Annotated in this window: 14 protein-coding genes and 1 pseudogene; 8 read left to right on the forward strand and 7 right to left on the reverse strand. The window is 70.1% G+C overall.

The genetic code is table 11. From position 1 onward, the window contains the following. Positions 1-6 precede the first annotated feature (6 nt). The 5 genes from OOK07_RS08495 to OOK07_RS08520 all read right to left on the reverse strand — a co-directional run bounded on the left by OOK07_RS08495 (position 7) and on the right by OOK07_RS08520 (position 7,205). Entirely contained in the window at positions 7-1,695 is a 1,689-nt protein-coding gene (locus OOK07_RS08495; RefSeq protein WP_266794665.1) for an IS1182 family transposase, read from the reverse strand. 296 nt (positions 1,696-1,991) lie between these two features. Then, on the reverse strand, positions 1,992-3,401 hold the full coding sequence (locus OOK07_RS08505) for a CitMHS family transporter (RefSeq protein ID WP_266678435.1): 1,410 nt from the start codon (positions 3,399-3,401) through the stop codon (positions 1,992-1,994). Positions 3,402-3,534: 133 nt separating this feature from the next. Then, positions 3,535-5,787 carry a molybdopterin oxidoreductase family protein gene (locus OOK07_RS08510; RefSeq protein WP_266795767.1) on the reverse strand — a complete coding sequence of 751 codons (2,253 nt, stop codon included), beginning with the start codon at positions 5,785-5,787 and terminating at the stop codon, positions 3,535-3,537. Positions 5,788-5,985: 198 nt separating this feature from the next. Next, the gene (locus tag OOK07_RS08515; protein WP_266795769.1) at positions 5,986-6,603 is read right to left on the reverse strand and encodes a TetR/AcrR family transcriptional regulator; all 618 of its coding nucleotides are present in this window, start codon (positions 6,601-6,603) and stop codon (positions 5,986-5,988) included. Continuing rightward, positions 6,600-7,205, reverse strand: a complete 606-nt coding sequence (locus tag OOK07_RS08520) for a hypothetical protein (RefSeq protein ID WP_266795771.1) — start codon at positions 7,203-7,205, stop codon at positions 6,600-6,602. Before OOK07_RS08520 ends, OOK07_RS08515 begins: the two co-directional genes overlap by 4 nt. A 186-nt stretch (positions 7,206-7,391) precedes the next feature. Here OOK07_RS08520 and hmgA point away from each other — a divergent pair, with 186 nt between their 5' ends. The 4 genes from hmgA (at position 7,392) to OOK07_RS08540 (ending at position 11,457) form a co-directional block, all read left to right on the forward strand. Continuing rightward, positions 7,392-8,762, forward strand: coding sequence for a homogentisate 1,2-dioxygenase (hmgA, locus tag OOK07_RS08525; protein ID WP_266795773.1), 1,371 nt, complete (start codon positions 7,392-7,394; stop codon positions 8,760-8,762). A gap of 27 nt (positions 8,763-8,789) precedes the next feature. Next, positions 8,790-9,539: a GntR family transcriptional regulator gene (locus tag OOK07_RS08530; RefSeq protein ID WP_266678445.1), complete on the forward strand. Its 750-nt coding sequence runs from the start codon at positions 8,790-8,792 to the stop codon at positions 9,537-9,539. A gap of 26 nt (positions 9,540-9,565) precedes the next feature. Beyond that, entirely contained in the window at positions 9,566-10,726 is a 1,161-nt protein-coding gene (locus OOK07_RS08535) for a type ISP restriction/modification enzyme (protein ID WP_266795775.1), read from the forward strand. An 89-nt stretch (positions 10,727-10,815) separates the two neighbouring features. Next, entirely contained in the window at positions 10,816-11,457 is a 642-nt protein-coding gene (locus tag OOK07_RS08540) for a hypothetical protein (RefSeq protein ID WP_266795180.1), read from the forward strand. Positions 11,458-11,485: 28 nt separating this feature from the next. Here OOK07_RS08540 and OOK07_RS08545 read toward each other — a convergent pair whose 3' ends face one another. Next, positions 11,486-12,607 (reverse strand): IS630 family transposase, encoded by a 1,122-nt coding sequence (locus OOK07_RS08545; RefSeq protein WP_323182926.1) that lies wholly within the window; start codon positions 12,605-12,607, stop codon positions 11,486-11,488. 271 nt (positions 12,608-12,878) lie between these two features. Here OOK07_RS08545 and OOK07_RS08550 point away from each other — a divergent pair. Beyond that, a pseudogene (locus OOK07_RS08550) lies at positions 12,879-13,169 on the forward strand (helix-turn-helix domain-containing protein); the annotation flags it as partial. Positions 13,170-13,251: 82 nt separating this feature from the next. After that, complete coding sequence (locus OOK07_RS08555) at positions 13,252-13,926, forward strand: IS630 family transposase (protein WP_266675648.1); 675 nt, start codon at positions 13,252-13,254, stop codon at positions 13,924-13,926. Positions 13,927-13,992: 66 nt separating this feature from the next. Here the strand turns inward: OOK07_RS08555 and OOK07_RS08560 are convergent, their stop codons facing one another. Beyond that, the gene (locus OOK07_RS08560; protein ID WP_266678449.1) at positions 13,993-14,706 is read right to left on the reverse strand and encodes a TetR/AcrR family transcriptional regulator; all 714 of its coding nucleotides are present in this window, start codon (positions 14,704-14,706) and stop codon (positions 13,993-13,995) included. A 63-nt stretch (positions 14,707-14,769) separates the two neighbouring features. Here OOK07_RS08560 and OOK07_RS08565 point away from each other — a divergent pair, with 63 nt between their 5' ends. Continuing rightward, complete coding sequence (locus OOK07_RS08565) at positions 14,770-15,717, forward strand: efflux ABC transporter ATPase subunit, DrrA-related (protein ID WP_266795777.1); 948 nt, start codon at positions 14,770-14,772, stop codon at positions 15,715-15,717. Beyond that, positions 15,714-16,496, forward strand: a complete 783-nt coding sequence (locus tag OOK07_RS08570; RefSeq protein WP_266795779.1) for an ABC transporter permease — start codon at positions 15,714-15,716, stop codon at positions 16,494-16,496. The genes OOK07_RS08565 and OOK07_RS08570 overlap by 4 nt, the downstream gene beginning before the upstream one ends. Positions 16,497-16,520: the final 24 nt, after the last annotated feature.

Below are 16,520 nucleotides of genomic sequence, written 5' to 3' on the forward strand. Positions count from 1 at the left end.
TGTTGGTTAATTCGGGGCCTGTTGCTTCGCCCCGTCGATCTTCTGGTCGGCGGGGCGAAGTGCTGCGAAGTGGCTGGTGCGGGTGCGGGCCCGGGGTGTTTCGGTGAGGTGGGCGTCGATGCGGGCGAGGTTGATGGCGGCGCCGGTGAGTTGGTGCTGAAGACTGGTCTTCGCCAGGCCCCGGTAGCGGGATCTGCGCAGGCCGCAGCGCCCGACTGCCTGGGAGATGGTGCCTTCGGCTCCGGCGCGGATTTTGTAGCGGTCCTTCCAGCCGTCGGTCTGCTGGAGAGCGCGGTGGCGTTGAAGGGTCTGGTGCTCGTCGTGCTGCCGCAGGGTGAGTTCCCTGCGTTCGGCCTTGGGCGAGCTGACGCAGTCCCGCAGTGCGGGGCAGTGGCGGCAGTCGGCCGGGGAGAACCTGACCCGGATCACGGGGAGCTGCTGCTGAGAGCTGCGCAGGGCCCACTGGGTGCTGGTGGCTCCGTTTGGGCAGGTGACGTGCTGCTGGTCCCAGTCGATGGTGAAGGCGTCCTGGTCGTAGCCGCTGCCGTTCTTCGCCTGGGCGACGGTGACGGCTTGCAGCGGTCCGTGCAACTCGATGCCGTGCTCACGGCGGGCGGCCGCGATCTGGGCGGCGGTGGCATATCCGGTGTCGACCCAGTGCTCGCCGGGCAGGCAGTCCCGTTCGGTGAGGCCGTTGTGGATCGTCTCGCTCATCACGCTGTCGGGGACGGTGGCGTCGGTCGTGGCCACGTTCGTGATCAAATTCGGGGTGTCCGGCTCGCAGGTCTCGGTGAGATGGGTCTTGTATCCGTCCCAGAGGATGTCGCGTTTCTTGCTGCCCCTGGCTTCGGGGTCATAGGGCGTGACCAGGCGCTTCGCGCCCGGCGGGCGGTCTTTTGGGTCCCGCCGCCGCACCTCGCCCCCGGTCAGGTGGAAGTGCTGGACCCACATCTGCCGCAGGACCTTCACCTGCTCCAGCTCCCGCAGTGCGGCCGGTGCCTGGGGCGAGAAGACGGCCTCAAGCAGTCGCGTCCCGTCCGTCCCGATCCGCCGGCCGACCTCCTCCTGTTTGGCGTGGGCCTTGGGAAACCGGGAGTCCTCGGCCCGGGTGGCGTAATGCCGGAACCAATCGGGCTCGGCGATCTCCACCAGCCAGTCGGGGGCCGCCTGCGCGAGCGTGTTTAACGCCGAACGGAGCGTTTCCGCGACCATCTCCAGCCAGCACAGCTCCCGTGCCGCGGACTGCACATGCGTGGAGTCAGTGCGAGCCCGACCGGCGGTCTTGAGCAGTCCCTTGTCCCGGGCCGCGTGCAGGATGCCGTCCAGCACCCGCCTGCCAGCCTCCGCATCGATGAGACGGTCCCGGAACTCTGACAGCACCGAGAAGTCGAAGCCAGGATCAGCCAGTTCCAGCGCGAGGGCGTATTTGAAGTCGATCCGCGCCCGCACCGCCTCGGCGGCCTGCCGGTCGGTGAGCCCCTCGACGAACTGCAACACCAGCACCAGCGCGAGCCGGCCCGGTGACCAGGCGGGCTTCCCCCGCGCCGGGAACAGATCGGCGAACTCCTCGTCGGTGAACAGCGGCCCCAGCTCGTCCCGGACCCGGATCGCCAGGCTCCCCTTCGGGAACGCGGCCCGCGCCACCCGCACCGTCTCCGCCGGGATTTCCCCCGACCCCTTCGGCTGCATAGACATCGACACCCACCCCATACGACAACGTCGGCTCCCAAGACCACAACCGGGTCTTGGGAGCCGACGTCACGCACGGGCCCGAATTAACCAACAGCGTCGGAGACGGCGGGCCGGGCCATCGACACCGCCCCCTGCGCGAAGCCGAAGGCGATGACGAGGCGGAGCAGCCAGCCGCGGTTCCCACCGGGCCTCATGGTGAAGTCCTCCAGACGATGTGCGGGCCGGAATCAGACCGTGCTCGGCCGGACCAGACCGGACCGCCCGCCGGGCGGACCAGACCGGACGGCCTGCGGGCCGGATCAGATGATGCCGTAGAGGATTCCCGCCCCGAGGATCACCAGTGAGGTGAGCACGGCCCACTTCACGACGAACCTGGTGTGGTCGCCGAACTCGACCTTGGCCATGCCCACCAGGACGTAGACGGCCGGGACGAGCGGGCTCGACATGTGCAGCGGCTGGGCGATGAGCGAGGCGCGGGCGATCTCCAGGGACGAGACGCCGTGGGCCTGGCCGGCCTCGGCGAGCACCGGCAGGATGCCGAAGTAGAAGCCGTCGTTCGACATGAAGTACGTGAGCGGGATGCTCAGGATGCCGGTGACGAAGGCCATGTGCGGGCCCATGCCGTCGGGGATGTTCTCGACCAGCCACTTGGCCATGTGGTCGACCATGCCGGTGCCCTGCAGGACGCCGGTGAAGACGGCGGCGGCGAAGACCATGCCGGAGACGTTGAGGACGTTCTCCGCGTGGGCGGCGATGCGGGCCTTCTGGTCGGGCATGTGGGGGAAGTTGACCGTCAGGGCGAGCGCGGCACCGAGCAGGAACAGCACCGGGATCGGCAGCCACTCCATGATCATGGCGGTGAGGAGCGTCACCGTGAGCAGTGCGTTGAACCAGTACAGCCTGGGGCGCAGGGTGGCCCGCTCGGGGTCGAGGCCCTGGAAGCCCTCATCCTCCTCCTCGGGCAGCTCCGCGTCGGTGCCCGAGCCCGAACCGCCGGTGCGCGCAAGGGACTTGCCGGAACCGGAACCGGAGCCGACCAGCACGGTCTCCGTCTCGTGCTCCTTCTCCTCCACCAGCGCCTCGTCCAGCGTCAGCACGCCGAGCCGCTTGCGCTCGCGGCGCCCGAGGACGTACGAGAGCGCGAGGACGAACACCAGGCCCGTGGCGAGCGCCGGGATCATCGGGACGAAGATGTCGCTCGCGTCGAGCTTGAGCGCGGTGGCGGCGCGGGCGGTCGGGCCGCCCCACGGCAGGGTGTTCATCACCCCGTTGGCCATGGCGGCGACACCGGTCATCACGACCAGGCTCATCTTCAGGCGCTTGTACAGCGGGTACATCGCCGAGACGGTGATCATGAAGGTGGTCGAGCCGTCGCCGTCGAGCGAGACGATCGCGGCGAGGACGGCCGTGCCGACCACGATCCGCAGCGGGTCGGCCTTGCAGAACTTCAGGATGGCCCGAACGATCGGATCGAACAGGCCTACGTCGATCATCACGCCGAAGTAGACGATCGCGAACATGAGCATCGCCGCGGTGGGGGCGAGGCTGGTGACGCCGTCGAGGACGTAGTCGCCGAGCTTCGCTCCCTTCCCGACGAAGACGCAGAACAGTGCTGGGATCAGCACGAGCGCCGCGATCGGCGACATCTTCTTCAGCATGATCAGGACCAGGAAGGTCGCGATCATGGCGAAGCCGAGGATGGTCAGCATGAGTGGATACCTAACGTTCGCCCTTGAACATCCCACCGGGCAGGCGGTGCGACGACGTTAGGTCCGTTCAAACGGCGTTAACAAGACGTTGACGTGTGAGCAATAAGCGCAAAACTGCAGGTCAGGGCTTTGCTCAGGTCAGAGGCATGACCATCTCGGCCACAGCGGTGATTTCGACCGGCACTCCGTTGAGGACGGCGTTGCCCGAGAGCGGGTCGAGCAGGCTGCCGTCGAGGAGCTGGTTGACGTTGACGCCGGGGTCGGTGGCGGCATGGCTCAGCCGGGTGCCGGGCCGGTCGTGGCCCCAGCCGTGCGGCAGGCTCACGACCCCGGGGCGCACGCCGTCGGTGACCTCCGCGGGGGCGGTCACCTCTCCGCCGGCGCCCTTCACGCGTACGGCGGCGCCGTCCCGCACGCCGAGCCGCTCGGCGTCCTCGGGGTGGATGTGCAGGGTGCAGCGGTTGGTGCCGCCGGTGAGGGCGGGGACGTTGTGCATCCAGCTGTTGTTGGAGCGCAGGTGCCGGCGGCCGACGAGGACGAGTTCGTCCGGGAGCCGGTCCATGGCCGCCCGCAGCCGCGGCAGATCGTCTGCAATCGGCTGCGGCAGCAGTTCGACCTTGCCGCTCGTGGTCTTCAGCGGCTGCGGGAGGCGGGACCGCAGCGGACCGAGGTCGATGCCGTGCGGGTGCGCGAGGAGCCGCTCCAGGCTCAGCCCGTCCGGCCGTACGCCGAAGCCGTCGCCGTAGGGGCCGAGGCGCAGCATCATGTCGAGCCGTCGCTCGGGGCCGCTCACACCGGTGAGCGCCGCGGCGAGTTCCTTCGGGTCGCGGGCGTGCACCGGGGAGTGCGGCTCCTTGACCGCCTTGCCGAGGGTCTGCGCGATCACCATGTCGTCGACGGCGGACGGATCGGCGCCGTGCATGCCGGTGGCCGCCAGGACCAGCCGGGCGAGGATCTCGGTCTCGGCGAGGCGGCCGGGCTCCAGGGGGACGGCGGGGCGGGTGTAGCGGACCTGGTTGCGTACGGCGAGGGTGTTGAAGGCGAAGTCGTGGTGCGGGCTCTGGGAGGGCGGGGGCGGCGGCAGGACGACATGGGCGTGGCGCGAGGTCTCGTTCAGGTAGGGGTCGACGCTGACCATGAAGTCCAGGGAGTCCAGGGCCTTGTCGAGCCGGTCGCCGTCGGGCGCGGACAGCACCGGGTTGGCGGCGACGGCGACGAGGGCCCGGATCGGCTCGCCCCGCTCGGTCGCGGTGTCGATCTCCTCGGCGAGCGCGGAGAGCGGCAACTCGCCCTTGGCCTCGGGGTGTTCGCTCACCCGCGAGTGCCAGCGGCCGAGCGTGAAGCCGTGGCTCGGTCCGGCCGGGCGGGGCGTCCTGTCGGTCGCCGCCTGCGGGAAGAGAGCGCCGCCGGGGCGGTCGAGGTTGCCGGTGAGGATGTTGAGGACGTCGACGAGCCAGCTGCCGAGGGTGCCGTACGGGACGGTGCAGCTGCCGATGCGGCCGTACACGGCGGCGGTGGGGGCGGCGGCGAGTTCACGGGCGAGGGCGCGCGTCACGTCGGCGTCCACGTCGCAGGCCGCGGCGACGGCTTCGGGGGTGAAGTCCCTTACGGCTTCGCGCAGTTCGTCGAGGCCCTGGAGGTGCGGGGTCAGCTCCCCGGGATCGACGAGACCCTCCTCGAACAGGACGTACGTCATGGCCGCGAGGAGGAGCGCGTCGGCGCCGGGGCGGATCGCGAGGTGCCGGTCGGCGAGTTTCGCGGTGCGGGTGCGGCGCGGGTCGATGACGGTGAGGGTGCCGCCGCGGGACTTGAGGGCCTTGAGCTTGCCGGGGAAGTCGGCGGCGGTGCACAGACTGCCGTTGGACTCCAGGGGGTTGGCGCCGATGAGGAGCAGATGGTCGGTGTGGTCCAGGTCCGGCACGGGGATCGCGTTCGCGTCGCCGAACAGAAGGCCGCTGGAGACGTGCTTGGGCATCTGGTCGACGGTGGACGCGGTGAAGACGCTGCGGGTGCCGAGGCCGGTGAGCAGCACGGGCGGGTAGAGGGCGCCGGCCATCGTGTGCACGTTGGGGTTGCCGAGGACGACGCCCACCGCGTGCGGGCCGTGCCGCTCGACGACGGGCCTCAGGCCCGCGGCGACCGCGTCGAAGGCCTCCTCCCAGGTGGCCTCGCGCAGCTCACCGTCCTTGCGCACGAGCGGGGTGCGCAGCCGGTCGGGGTCGCCGTCGACGGCACCGAACGAGGCGCCCTTGGGGCAGATGAACCCCTTGCTGAACACGTCGTCGCGATCACCGCGGGCGCCGGTGACCCGGGTGCCCTCGATGGTGAGGGTCAGCCCGCAGGTGGCCTCGCACAGGGGACAGATACGCAGAGCGGTGCGGGACACGGGTCCTCCCGGTGGGCGGCGACGCTGGGTCCGACCGAGCATACCGACTGGTATGCACGAGCGGGAGGCCGCGTCGGGGATGAGGTCGGAAATCTGCGAGGCGCACAACGGACCGCTCTCGGCCGCCCGCTCCGGGACGACCCTCGGACCGCTCCGGGACCGCCCTCGGCCTGCTCCGGGACCGCTCTCGGACGCCTCTCAGTCCAGCACTCGCGCCAGATAGGCCCGCAACAGCTCCCGCGCCTCGTCGATGATCTTCGGGTCACCCCCGGGCGCCACCCTGAAGGCCAGGTGGACCAGGGTGTCGGCGGTCTCCACGGCGATGAGGAAGGCGCGGCGCAGATCCTCGTCCGGCTCCCGGTCGAGGTAGCCGGAGAGCAGGTCGGTGAGGCGGTCGGCGACACGGTGGTTGGGTTCGGCGCCCCGGGCGCCGACCGGGATCTGGTTGCCGAAGTCGACGAGGGAGAAGCCGGGGGCGGTGCGCTTCATGGCCAGGTACTCGTCGAGGACGGCGTCCATCGCCGAGCGCCAGCCCCCGTCACCGGCCGACTTCAGCCGCTCGGTGACCTGCTCGGTGAAGCGCTCCAGGTTGCGCTGGGCGAGCGCGTCGGCCATCTGCCGCTTGTTGCCGAAGAAGCGGTAGACCGAGCCGATGGGGACCTGGGCGCGCTGGGCCACGGCCCGGGTGCTCAGGTCGTCGTAACCGACCTCGTCGAGGAGGTCGGCGCAGGCGTCGAGGATTTTGGTCAGCCGTTCGGCACTGCGCCGCTGCACAGGCGCACGGCGTAGCGATGTCGCATGGGGCACGGGCTTCATGATGCCTTTCCGGCGCGCTCCGGAGAACCTCGCCCCCCAGTACGCGTATACATGCCGGGTGCACTCAATACGCGCGCGTCCGGGCTGCCGCTCGGCGCGCCCGCCGCCTCGGACGCCGTGATGTCGGCCGTGCTCTCTACGGGCTGCCCCTCCACCGCCCACACGGTGCCGTCGTCGGCGTACAGCCGGGCGGTGACATGGTGCGTACCACGGGGCACGAGCCGCGCCGGGAGGCGGTACGTGAGGCCGTGGAGCCGGGTGACGAGACGGTCGTCGACGAAGACGTAGGCGACGCCCCGGGCCGCCACCGCGCGCGGCGACGCATCGCCGGGAGAGAAGCGGAAGTTGCGGACGGTCAGGCGGACGTCCCAGGTGTCATGGACGTCCGGCTGCACCTCGATGGCGACCTCGGGCGCGCCCTTCTTCAGGACCTCACGGTAGTGCCGGCCCTCTTTGTCCGTATGGTTCAGGACCTTGCCCACCGGAGAGACCGCCTCCCCGTTCTTCCCCTCGCGGGCATCACCGGAGCCGCAGCTCGCGGATCCGGTCAGCAGCAGGACACAGACCGCGAGCGCGGCAAACAGACCCCGCGTCCACGACATGCCCGGGAGAGTAGAACACCGGCCCGGCAGACGGATCCCCCTGGAGTCTGGTTCTCGTTCCTCCCCGGTTCCTTCCTGGTGAGGAGGCCCCAGGCCCCCTTGCGCCGGCGAAACCGCAATCCTACGGTGATACATAGGAATCAGATACGCAGGAATCAGGCCGCGGCAGTTCGCAAGGGAGCGACGATGAGCGATGGGGGTACCGCCCGCGCGAGTGGGTTCGAGCGCGGGGGAGCGCGCAAGACGGCCGAGGGGCTGACCTACCTGACCGGTTTCGGCAACGAGCACAGCTCCGAGGCCGTGCCCGGCGCCCTGCCCGTGGGCCGCAACTCGCCACAGCGCGCGCCCCTCGGGCTGTACGCGGAACAGCTCAGCGGTACGGCGTTCACCGAGCCGCGGGCCCACAACCGGCGCTCGTGGCTCTACCGGATCCGCCCGTCCGCCGCGCACCCGGCGTTCACGCGCACGGACAACGGCGCGATCCGTACGGCCCCCTTCACCGAGTCGGTGCCCGACCCCAACCGCCTGCGCTGGGACCCGCTGCCCGAACCCGCGTCCGGCACGGACTTCCTCGCGGGCCTGTGGACCCTCGGCGGCAACGGCGACGCCACGCAGCGCGCCGGCATGGCAGTGCACCTGTACCACGCCGACTCGTCGATGGAGCGCGTCTTCAGCGATGCGGACGGGGAGCTGCTGATCGTCCCGGAGCGCGGCGGACTGCTGCTTCGCACCGAGTTGGGGCTGCTGCATGTGGAACCGGGACATGTGGCACTGGTTCCACGCGGGGTGCGCTTCCGTGTGGAGCTGCTGGATGCCTTTGCCCGCGGTTACGTGTGCGAGAACTACGGGGCGCCCTTCGGCCTCCCCGACCTCGGCCCGATCGGCGCCAACGGCCTCGCCAACGCCCGCGACTTCCGGGCCCCCGTCGCCGCGTACGAGGACGATACGGATACGGCGGGCCCGGTGGAGGTCGTGAACAAGTTCTGCGGCAACCTCTGGACGGCGGTGTACGACCACTCGCCGCTCGACGTGGTCGCCTGGCACGGCAACCACGTGCCGTACGTCTACGACCTGCGCCGCTTCAACTCCATCGGCACCATCTCCTACGACCACCCCGATCCGTCGATCTTCACCGTCCTGACGTCGCCGTCCGACACCCCGGGTCTGGCCGGCGTGGACTTCGTCGTCTTCGCGCCGCGCTGGCTGGTCGGCGAGGACACGTTCCGGCCGCCGTACTTCCACCGGAACGTGATGAGCGAGTACATGGGTCTGATCGAGGGCGCCTACGACGCCAAGACCGCCGGGAAGGGGGGCTTCGTGCCGGGCGGCGGGTCGCTGCACAACATGATGTCGGCGCACGGTCCGGACCGGGAGACGTTCGACCGGGCGAGTGCGGTCGAGCTGAAGCCGCAGAAGGTGGACGACGGGCTGGCGTTCATGTTCGAGACGCGCTGGCCGGTGACGCTCACCCCGCACGCGGCGGGCGCGGAGCACCTGCAGCAGCGCTACGACGACGTGTGGCAGGGCCTGGAGCGGCATTTCCGCCCCTTGCACTGAAGATTCACTACCGGTACGGATGGCCTCGTGACCTCCTTCGCCCCGGACTCGATCGTCCTGAACCGCAAGCTGCCGCTCTGGTACCAGGTGTCGCAGTCCCTGCGCGCCTCGATACTCGGCCGCTCGCCCCGGGACCCGCTGCGACTGCCCACCGAGGAGCAGCTGGCCGGGCACTACGGGGTCAGTGTGCTGACCATGCGGCAGGCGCTCAAGGAACTGGAGGACGAGGGCCTGATCACGCGCCACCGCCGCCGGGGCACGTTCATCGAACCGCAGGCGAGAAGGGGCGCCCCGGTCCGCCTGCTCGGCTCGGTGGACGCCATCGTGGCCCAGCAGTCCGGGATGACGACCGAACTGCTGGACCACGGCCCGGCGCCCGTGCCGCCCGAACTCGCCGAGTACTTCCCGGAGATGGACGAGGTGGGCACGTACCACCGCCTGCGCTGCGACGAGAAGACGGGCGAGCCGACCAACCACGCCCGCAACTACGTCCGGCCCGAACTGGCCGCCCGCATCGACCCGTCGGACCTGCTGCGCTGGCCGATGACCAAGGTGCTGCGTGACGTGATGCTGGCGGACATCAGCCGCATCACGGACACCGTGGAGGCCCGTCTGGCGGATCCGGAGACCGCCCGGCTGCTCCAAGTGCCGCTGCTCAGCCCGATCCTGCACTACACGGGTGTGACCTACGACGCGCAGGGAAGAGTCCTGGACGCGGCGGTGATCCACTACCGCGGCGACCGTTTCTCCTTCACGGTGACCCTGGACGCCACATGACCGCAGTGTCCGTACCACGCCGTACGATGCCCAGCGTGACGCACGACGACGCTCCGCTGCTGGCGGACCTCATGCCGTGGTCCGTCGCACCGCCGCGGCTCGGCCGGGGGTGGCCGACGGGCCCCGACGCCACCTCCCTGAAAGCCCGCTGGGACGCCCTGCTGAAGGCCGAGGGCCCCGACCGGGAGGCCTTGTTCGAGCCGAGCCGCTCGCGCACCCTGCACACGGCGGTCGGCCGGCTCCCGGGGCAGTCGAGCGGCACCGAGAAGCTGATCCGTGCCTCGGGCCCCTGCCCGGACCCCGTACGGGTCCTGCACGCCCCGTTCGACGAGCAGTGGCTGATCCCCGACCACCGGCTGATCGACGCGGCCCGTCCCGAGCTGTGGCGGGTGGCCGACAAGCAGCAGATCTTCATGGTGGAGACCCCGTCGGAGACGGCCGCCCCCCGCGTCCTGGCCACGTCCTGCCTCTCCCTGCTCCGCCCCGGCCGCATCCGCCCCCTGTACCGCCGCCCCGGCGGCACGGAACCCAACCTGACGCCAGGGCTGCTGGACCACCTGGGCGCCCGGCTCGGCCACTCCCCCACGGCGCCGGACTTCCTCGCCTGGACGCTCTCGGCCGTACGGCCCGACCTGACGGTCCCGCTCACCGAGGACGCGGAACTCTGGTCTCGCGGGGTGGAGTTGGGCCGCCGCACTCTCTGGCTGATGCGCCGGGACGGCGACCGTCCCAAGCTGCCGGGGGGCCGCAGGCCGTATGTGCGCGCCCCGCTGCCGTCACGGCCGCTCACCATCGACTACGACCGCGACGAGGAGACGCTGCTGCTCGACGACGGCCGCATCTCCCCGGTGCCGCCCGAGGCCTGGGACTTCGAGGCGGCCGGCGTCCGGGTCCTGGAGCAGTGGTTCACGGCCCGCACGGCGCGGGCAGAGCCGGGAACCCTGACGGCGATCCGGCCGACGACATGGCCGCAGACGTGGACCTCGGAGCTGCTGGAGCTGATCACGGTCCTGGCCCTGCTGGCCGAACTGCGTTCACAGCAGGAGGAGTTGACGATGACGGCACCCGTCACCGCCTCCGAACTGCACAAGGCCGGAGTGCTTCCGGCGCCGGAGACGACACGGAAGCCGGCTTCAGTCCTCGATCACCACGAGGAGGGACCCGAGGGCCAGTTCGCCCTGATCTAGTGCTCTGACCGCATACCTTCGCCGGGTTGAGCGGGTGTGTGGCCATTGATGCCGGCTACCTGGCCGTGGCATCCGCCTATGCTCGGCTCGTGCAGCCGCTTTCCGACAGCAGCAATCCGTTGGTCACGGCGTTCCCAGCCGAGCTTGCAAGCGATGCCGAGGCAGTCCTGGCGGTGATGCCTGATTCTCGGTTCCCGCCGCATGCCTCGTTCTCGGTCGCTGTAGAGGGCCAGCAGGTTTTGATCCCCGGCCGCCTCTACAACGGCGAGCCGCCAACTGACGCGGTGGCGTCGCTTTCGTCGCGCCAACGGCAGCTTCTGCACTGTCTGTACTCAAGGCACTGCGACGGGGTGGTCAGACAGCGTCATCTGGAGAAGGTCGTTGGTTCCACGGACCCATGGGTCGTCCCCTTCGTCGTGCAGCTGGTTGGCGAGTACGTCTTGGAAATCCTGGTGGTCATCTGCGATGAGCTCCGTGGCCTCGCCACGCCCGGCACCTGCGGCCACCTCGCTTACGGGCAGTTCATCGTGGACAACCCGGCCTTCTTCGCACGCACGCAACGGCGGGTCGTGAGCTACTGGAACTGCTACTACCGGGGCACCTACGCGAGCTTCCGGGGCTACCCAGGGTGCACTCTTCTTGACCTCCTACGGTCCGCTGCCTCCGACAGAGCAGGGCGTCCCTGGCCCAACCTCGCTCCAGTCGGCGCCAGCGTGGACGGCTACTGCTAGGACTCGGCCGGGAAAGATATCCGGCCGGTCAAGCGGCATCGGCGAGGGGACGTCCGCCCCAACGGATGCCCTTCTCGCTGCGGATGCGAGCGCGCTCGCGGCGCTGGGCTGCCAGCACGTCGGGGTGACGGGCATTCGCGTTGCGCCAGCGCAGATAGGCGTGCAGGGCCCGGGTCTGCACGGTGTGGTTGCGGTGGTTGGAGTTCGCGACGGTGAACTGCCGCAACGGTCCGAAGTGCGCCTCGATCGGGTTGGCCCAGGACGCGTATGTCGGCGTGAAGCACAGCTCGACGCGGTTCTTCTTCGCCCAGCGGCGGATCGTCTCGCCCTTGTGGGCGGACAGGTTGTCCAGGATGACGTAGATCGGGGCGCCGTCCGGGCGGGCGGCCCGGATCGACCTGAGCGCGGCCAGGGTGTTCGCGGCCCCCTTCTTCCGGCGGTTGACGCCCCAGAGCGTGTCGTCGCCGACCGAATAGCAGCCGTGGAAGTACCTGACGCCGTGGGTGCGGTGGTAGGTCGCCGGGTGCCGCTCGGGATGACTGGCGGGAGCCCAGCACGCACCGCCGGTGGGGCGGATTCCGAGCGGGCCGAACTCGTCGAACGCGAAGACCCGGTCCGGGAAGCGGTCCAGGACCTCCTCGATCCGGTCCAGCTTTGCCTCGCGGTCGGGGTCCGGGGACTCCTTCCACGTCTTGGTGCGCTGGAAGGTGATGCCGCGGCGGGCGAGCAGACGGCGTAATGCCTCGCGACCGATGCGGATGACCCGCCCATGGACTTTCCGCAGGTAGGCGGCGAGTTTGCGGATGGACCAGCGGGTGAAGGGCTGGCCGAGCTTGGTCGGGCGGGTGGTGGCCGTCTGGACGACGAAGTCCTCGTCGTCAGGACTGAGCAGGCGGGGACGGCCTCCCGCCCACCGAGGGTCCAGACAGGCCAGGCCGATCTCGTTGAACCGGTGGATCACATCCCGGACTGTGTCCTCGTCGGCCTGCACCAGCTGGGCGATCACCGGGACCCGGTTCCCGCCAGCCGACGCCAGTAGCATCATCGCGCGTCGGAAGCGCACCGAACTGGTGCTGCCCCGGCGCACGATCTGCTGCAGCTTCTGCCCCTCCTGGTCGGTCAACCTGCGCACGCGGACAGGCTCAGCCACCGCACCCCCAGCACTCGGATCGGACGTCACCGCACATCCAACCGCCCCGACCACCAACCCGGCGAACCAATGTGGTCAGAGCACTAGTAGACTGTCGCGACTAAGTGTCGTGCTGGTTGGTGGAGTTGGGGTCGGGCGAGCTTCGCTTGTCGCTTCCGTTCGGCTGGGCAGGGGTGCCGTGTCCTCGCAGAAGAAGTATCCGGTCGCGTTGAGCGCCGAAGATCGTCGGGCGTTGGAGCGTGTGACGACGACGGGGGTCCGCAGCGCGTCGATGATCAGGCGGGCGCGGGTACTGCTCGCGCTGGACACCTCGGTCGGTGAGGTCGATCCGCGGGCGGTGATCGCGGACCGGGTCGGGGTCTCGTGCGATTCGGTCCGCCTGATCTCGAAGCGCTACGCGGAGACCGGCGGCGATGTGTGGGCCACGGTCGGCCGGAAGGAACGCGCACTCCCGCCGGTGCCCTCTGTGGTGACCGGCGAGGTCGAGGCGAGGCTGATCGCGCTGGCCTGCTCGACGCCGCCCAAAGGACACGCCAGGTGGTCGCTGCGCCTGCTGGAGAAGCACGTCGCGCTGGTCGAGGACATCCCGGATCTGGACCACTCCACCATCGGCCGGGTGTTAAAAAACGGAACTGCGTCCTCATGTGAAGAAGTGCTGGACCATTCCGCCGGCTGCGAATGCGGCCTTCGCCGCGGCGATGGAGGACGTCCTGGCGGTCTACCACCGACCCTTCGATCCGGCGCGCCCGGTGGTGTGCATGGACGAGAAGCCGTACCAGCTCCTCGGCCACGTCCGCGATCCGCTTCCCGCGCAGCCGGGCCGTGACCGGCGTGAGGACAACGAGTACGTCCGCTCGGGGACCTGCTCGATCTTCTGCTGGGTCGAGCCGCTGCGCGGATGGCGGCGCGTCGACGCCCGGCCCCGCCGGACCAGGGTCGACTGGGCGCACCAGGTCGAGCACCTGCTGACCGTGGACTATCCCGACGCCGCCACGGTCGTGCTGGTGATGGACAACCTCAACACCCACACCACCGCCTCGCTCTACGAAGCGTTCGACCCGGCAAAGGCCTTCGCGCTGGCCCAGCGCCTGGAGATCCACCACACCCCCAAACACGGGTCCTGGCTCAACATCGCCGAGATCGAGCTCTCCGCGCTCACCCGCCAGTGCCTGGACCGCCGCATCGACGACCTCGCCGTGCTCAACGCCGAACTCGCCGCCTGGCAGCAGCACACCAACAGCAACCAGCGCCAAGTCGACTGGCACTTCACCACCGACGACGCACGCGTGAAACTACGCCACCTCTACCCAACCACATAGCGAAATTAAGTCGCGACAGTCTACTAGTGCTGCGGCCCCGTTCCCACGCCGTCCGGTTTCCCACATCTAGCGCCCCGGCGCGAAGGCGTCCAGCATCCGCTCCACCATCAACTCGAAGGCTCCGTCGAGATCGATCGGCCCCGGATCCTCCGTGAACGCCGCGGCCATCCGCGGATAGGCTCCGCCGGCCACCTGGCTCCCCAGGTAGGCGATGCGTACCGCGCTCTCCTCCTCGGCCGACCACGGCAGCGACCGCGTCCGCTCGGCGGCGGCCAGCTCCGTCGCGACGTACGACGTCACGCACCCGTTCAACATGCCGACCAACTGCATCTTCATGCCGTAGCGCGCCTGGAGCGGATCCAGGCAGGCCAGGCAGTGCTCCAGGTAGCGCAGGGCGTTCGGGCTGAATCCGTAGACCGGTGACATCAGCCGGGTCATCCACGGATGCCGGTGCATCAGCGCCCGGGTCTGCCCGGCGACCCGGCGCATGTCGCCCCGCCAGTCCCCCGACGGCTCCCACAGCTCGTGCTCGCCGCCGACCGCGTCCACCATCAGCTCGTACAGGTCCTCCTTACGGGGGACGTAGTTGTACAGCGACATGGTCCCGCAGCCCAGCTCGGCCGCGACATGCCGCATCGACACCGCTTCCAGGCCACCGGAGTCGGCGATGCGCACCGCCGCCGCCGCGATGTCGGCGCGTGTGTACGCCGGCCTCGGCCCCCGGCCCGTCCGCTCGGGACGCGCCCAGATCACTTCGGGTACCGCCGCTCGGCCCGCCATCGATCATCACCTCGGCCACCATCCTAGTTACGTACGGCGTACGTAGTGCGCTATGGTCGGGGCATGACTTCTACGTACGCTGTACTTAGTGAAGGTCTGAAGAAAAGGTTCGGCAAGGTGCAGGCGGTGCGCGGGCTGGATCTCGCGGTGGCCCAGGGCACGGTCTGCGGCGTCCTCGGGCTCAACGGGGCGGGCAAGACGACGGCCGTACGCCTGCTGACGACGCTGCTGCGGCCCGACGGGGGCTCGGCGCGGATCGCAGGGCACGACCTCGTCCGGGAGCCCGCGGCCGTACGGCGCAGGATCGGCGTCACCGGGCAGTACGCGTCGGTCGACGGCGACCTCACGGGCCGCGAGAACCTGCGGCTGTTCGCACGGCTGCACCGGGTGCGGGCGCCCGGGCAGCGCGCCGGGGAGCTCCTCGACCGGTTCGGACTGGCCGAGGCGGCGGACCGGCCCACGTCCGGGTACTCGGGCGGCATGCGCCGCCGGCTGGACCTGGCGGCCAGTCTGATCCGCCGCCCCGACGTGCTGTTCCTGGACGAGCCGACGACCGGGCTCGACCCCTCCAGCCGCAACCTGATCTGGGACGCGGTGCGTGAGCTGACGGCCGACGGCACGACGGTGCTGCTGACCACGCAGTACCTGGAGGAGGCCGACCAACTCGCCGACGACATCGCCCTGGTGGACCGGGGACGGGTGGCGCAGACGGGGTCACCCTCGCAGTTCAAGGCGCTCATCGGCGCCTATGTCGAGGTCATCGTCACGGAGGAGGACGCGATGGCGAAGGCGGCCGGCGTGCTCGACCAACTCACGGGCGCCGAGCCGTCGTTCGACCACGAGCGGCGCGCCGTCGGCGCGGTCACCCGGGACCGCACACTCACGCTGCCCCGCCTGGTGCGCGAACTCGACGCGGCGGGCGTGCCGTTGCTCGACGCGAGCCTGCGACCACCGACGCTCGACGAGGCCTTCCTCCGGCTGACCGAAAACGGCAAGGAGCGTGCGGCATGAGCATGGTGGCGTACGACGGGACCGCCCTGCTGGGCCGTCAGCTGCGGCGGATGCGGAACAACCCGGGGCTGCTGATCCTCTCCCAGACGATGCCGATCAGCATGCTGCTGTTCTTCGGCTACGTCTTCGGCAGCGCGCTGGCCATGCCGGGCGGGGAGTACCGGTCCTTCCTGGTGCCGGGGCTGCTGGTGGCGACGGCCGCGAACGGCATCATGAGCGGTATGTTCCAGGCCGCCCAGGACACGCACCGGGGCGTCATGGACCGGCTGCGGACGCTGCCGATCAGCCGGACGGCCGTGCCGCTCGGCCAGGCCGTGGCGGACGTCGTCCTCACGGCCGCCGGGACCGTGCCGTTCCTGCTGGTGGGGCTCGCCGTGGGATGGCGCATCGAAGGGAGCGCGCTCGAAGCGGTGGGCGCCGTCGGCCTGTTGCTGCTGTTCCGGTTCGCGACGACGTGGGTCGGGATCTTCCTCGGCATGCTCACCAGGAACGAGGAGGCCGCGGGTCAGCTGGGTGGCGCGACCTTCATGCTGCCGCTGCTGTCCAACGCCTACATCCCGGCCGAGGGGCTGCCGGGCTGGCTGCGGACGGTCGCCGAGTGGAATCCGATCAGCGCGGTGACGACGGCCCTGCGGGACCTCTTCGGCAACGCGCCGGTGCCGGGGGACGCGGCCTGGCCGGTGGCGCACCCGGTCGCCGGGTCACTGATGTGGTGCGCCGTGCTGATCGCGGTGTTCCTGCCGCTCGCGGTGCGCAGGTATGCGCGCGGGGAGCGCTGACCTCAACGGCCGGAAACACAGGGT

Origin of the sequence: Streptomyces sp. NBC_00078, from assembly GCF_026343335.1 — a bacterium.
Classification (GTDB): domain Bacteria; phylum Actinomycetota; class Actinomycetes; order Streptomycetales; family Streptomycetaceae; genus Streptomyces.

What these genes read in the sequence shown, in the direction of transcription:
- OOK07_RS08495 (WP_266794665.1), bottom strand. Translation starts at nt 1,695, where the DNA reads ATGTCTATGCAGCCGAAGGGGTCGGGGGAAATCCCGGCGGAGACGGTG.
- OOK07_RS08505 (WP_266678435.1), bottom strand. Translation starts at nt 3,401, where the DNA reads ATGCTGACCATCCTCGGCTTCGCCATGATCGCGACCTTCCTGGTCCTG.
- OOK07_RS08515 (WP_266795769.1), bottom strand. Translation starts at nt 6,603, where the DNA reads ATGAAGCCCGTGCCCCATGCGACATCGCTACGCCGTGCGCCTGTGCAG.
- OOK07_RS08520 (WP_266795771.1), bottom strand. Translation starts at nt 7,205, where the DNA reads ATGTCGTGGACGCGGGGTCTGTTTGCCGCGCTCGCGGTCTGTGTCCTG.
- hmgA (WP_266795773.1), top strand. Translation starts at nt 7,392, where the DNA reads ATGAGCGATGGGGGTACCGCCCGCGCGAGTGGGTTCGAGCGCGGGGGA.
- OOK07_RS08535 (WP_266795775.1), top strand. Translation starts at nt 9,566, where the DNA reads ATGCCCAGCGTGACGCACGACGACGCTCCGCTGCTGGCGGACCTCATG.
- OOK07_RS08560 (WP_266678449.1), bottom strand. Translation starts at nt 14,706, where the DNA reads ATGGCGGGCCGAGCGGCGGTACCCGAAGTGATCTGGGCGCGTCCCGAG.
- OOK07_RS08565 (WP_266795777.1), top strand. Translation starts at nt 14,770, where the DNA reads ATGACTTCTACGTACGCTGTACTTAGTGAAGGTCTGAAGAAAAGGTTC.
- OOK07_RS08570 (WP_266795779.1), top strand. Translation starts at nt 15,714, where the DNA reads ATGAGCATGGTGGCGTACGACGGGACCGCCCTGCTGGGCCGTCAGCTG.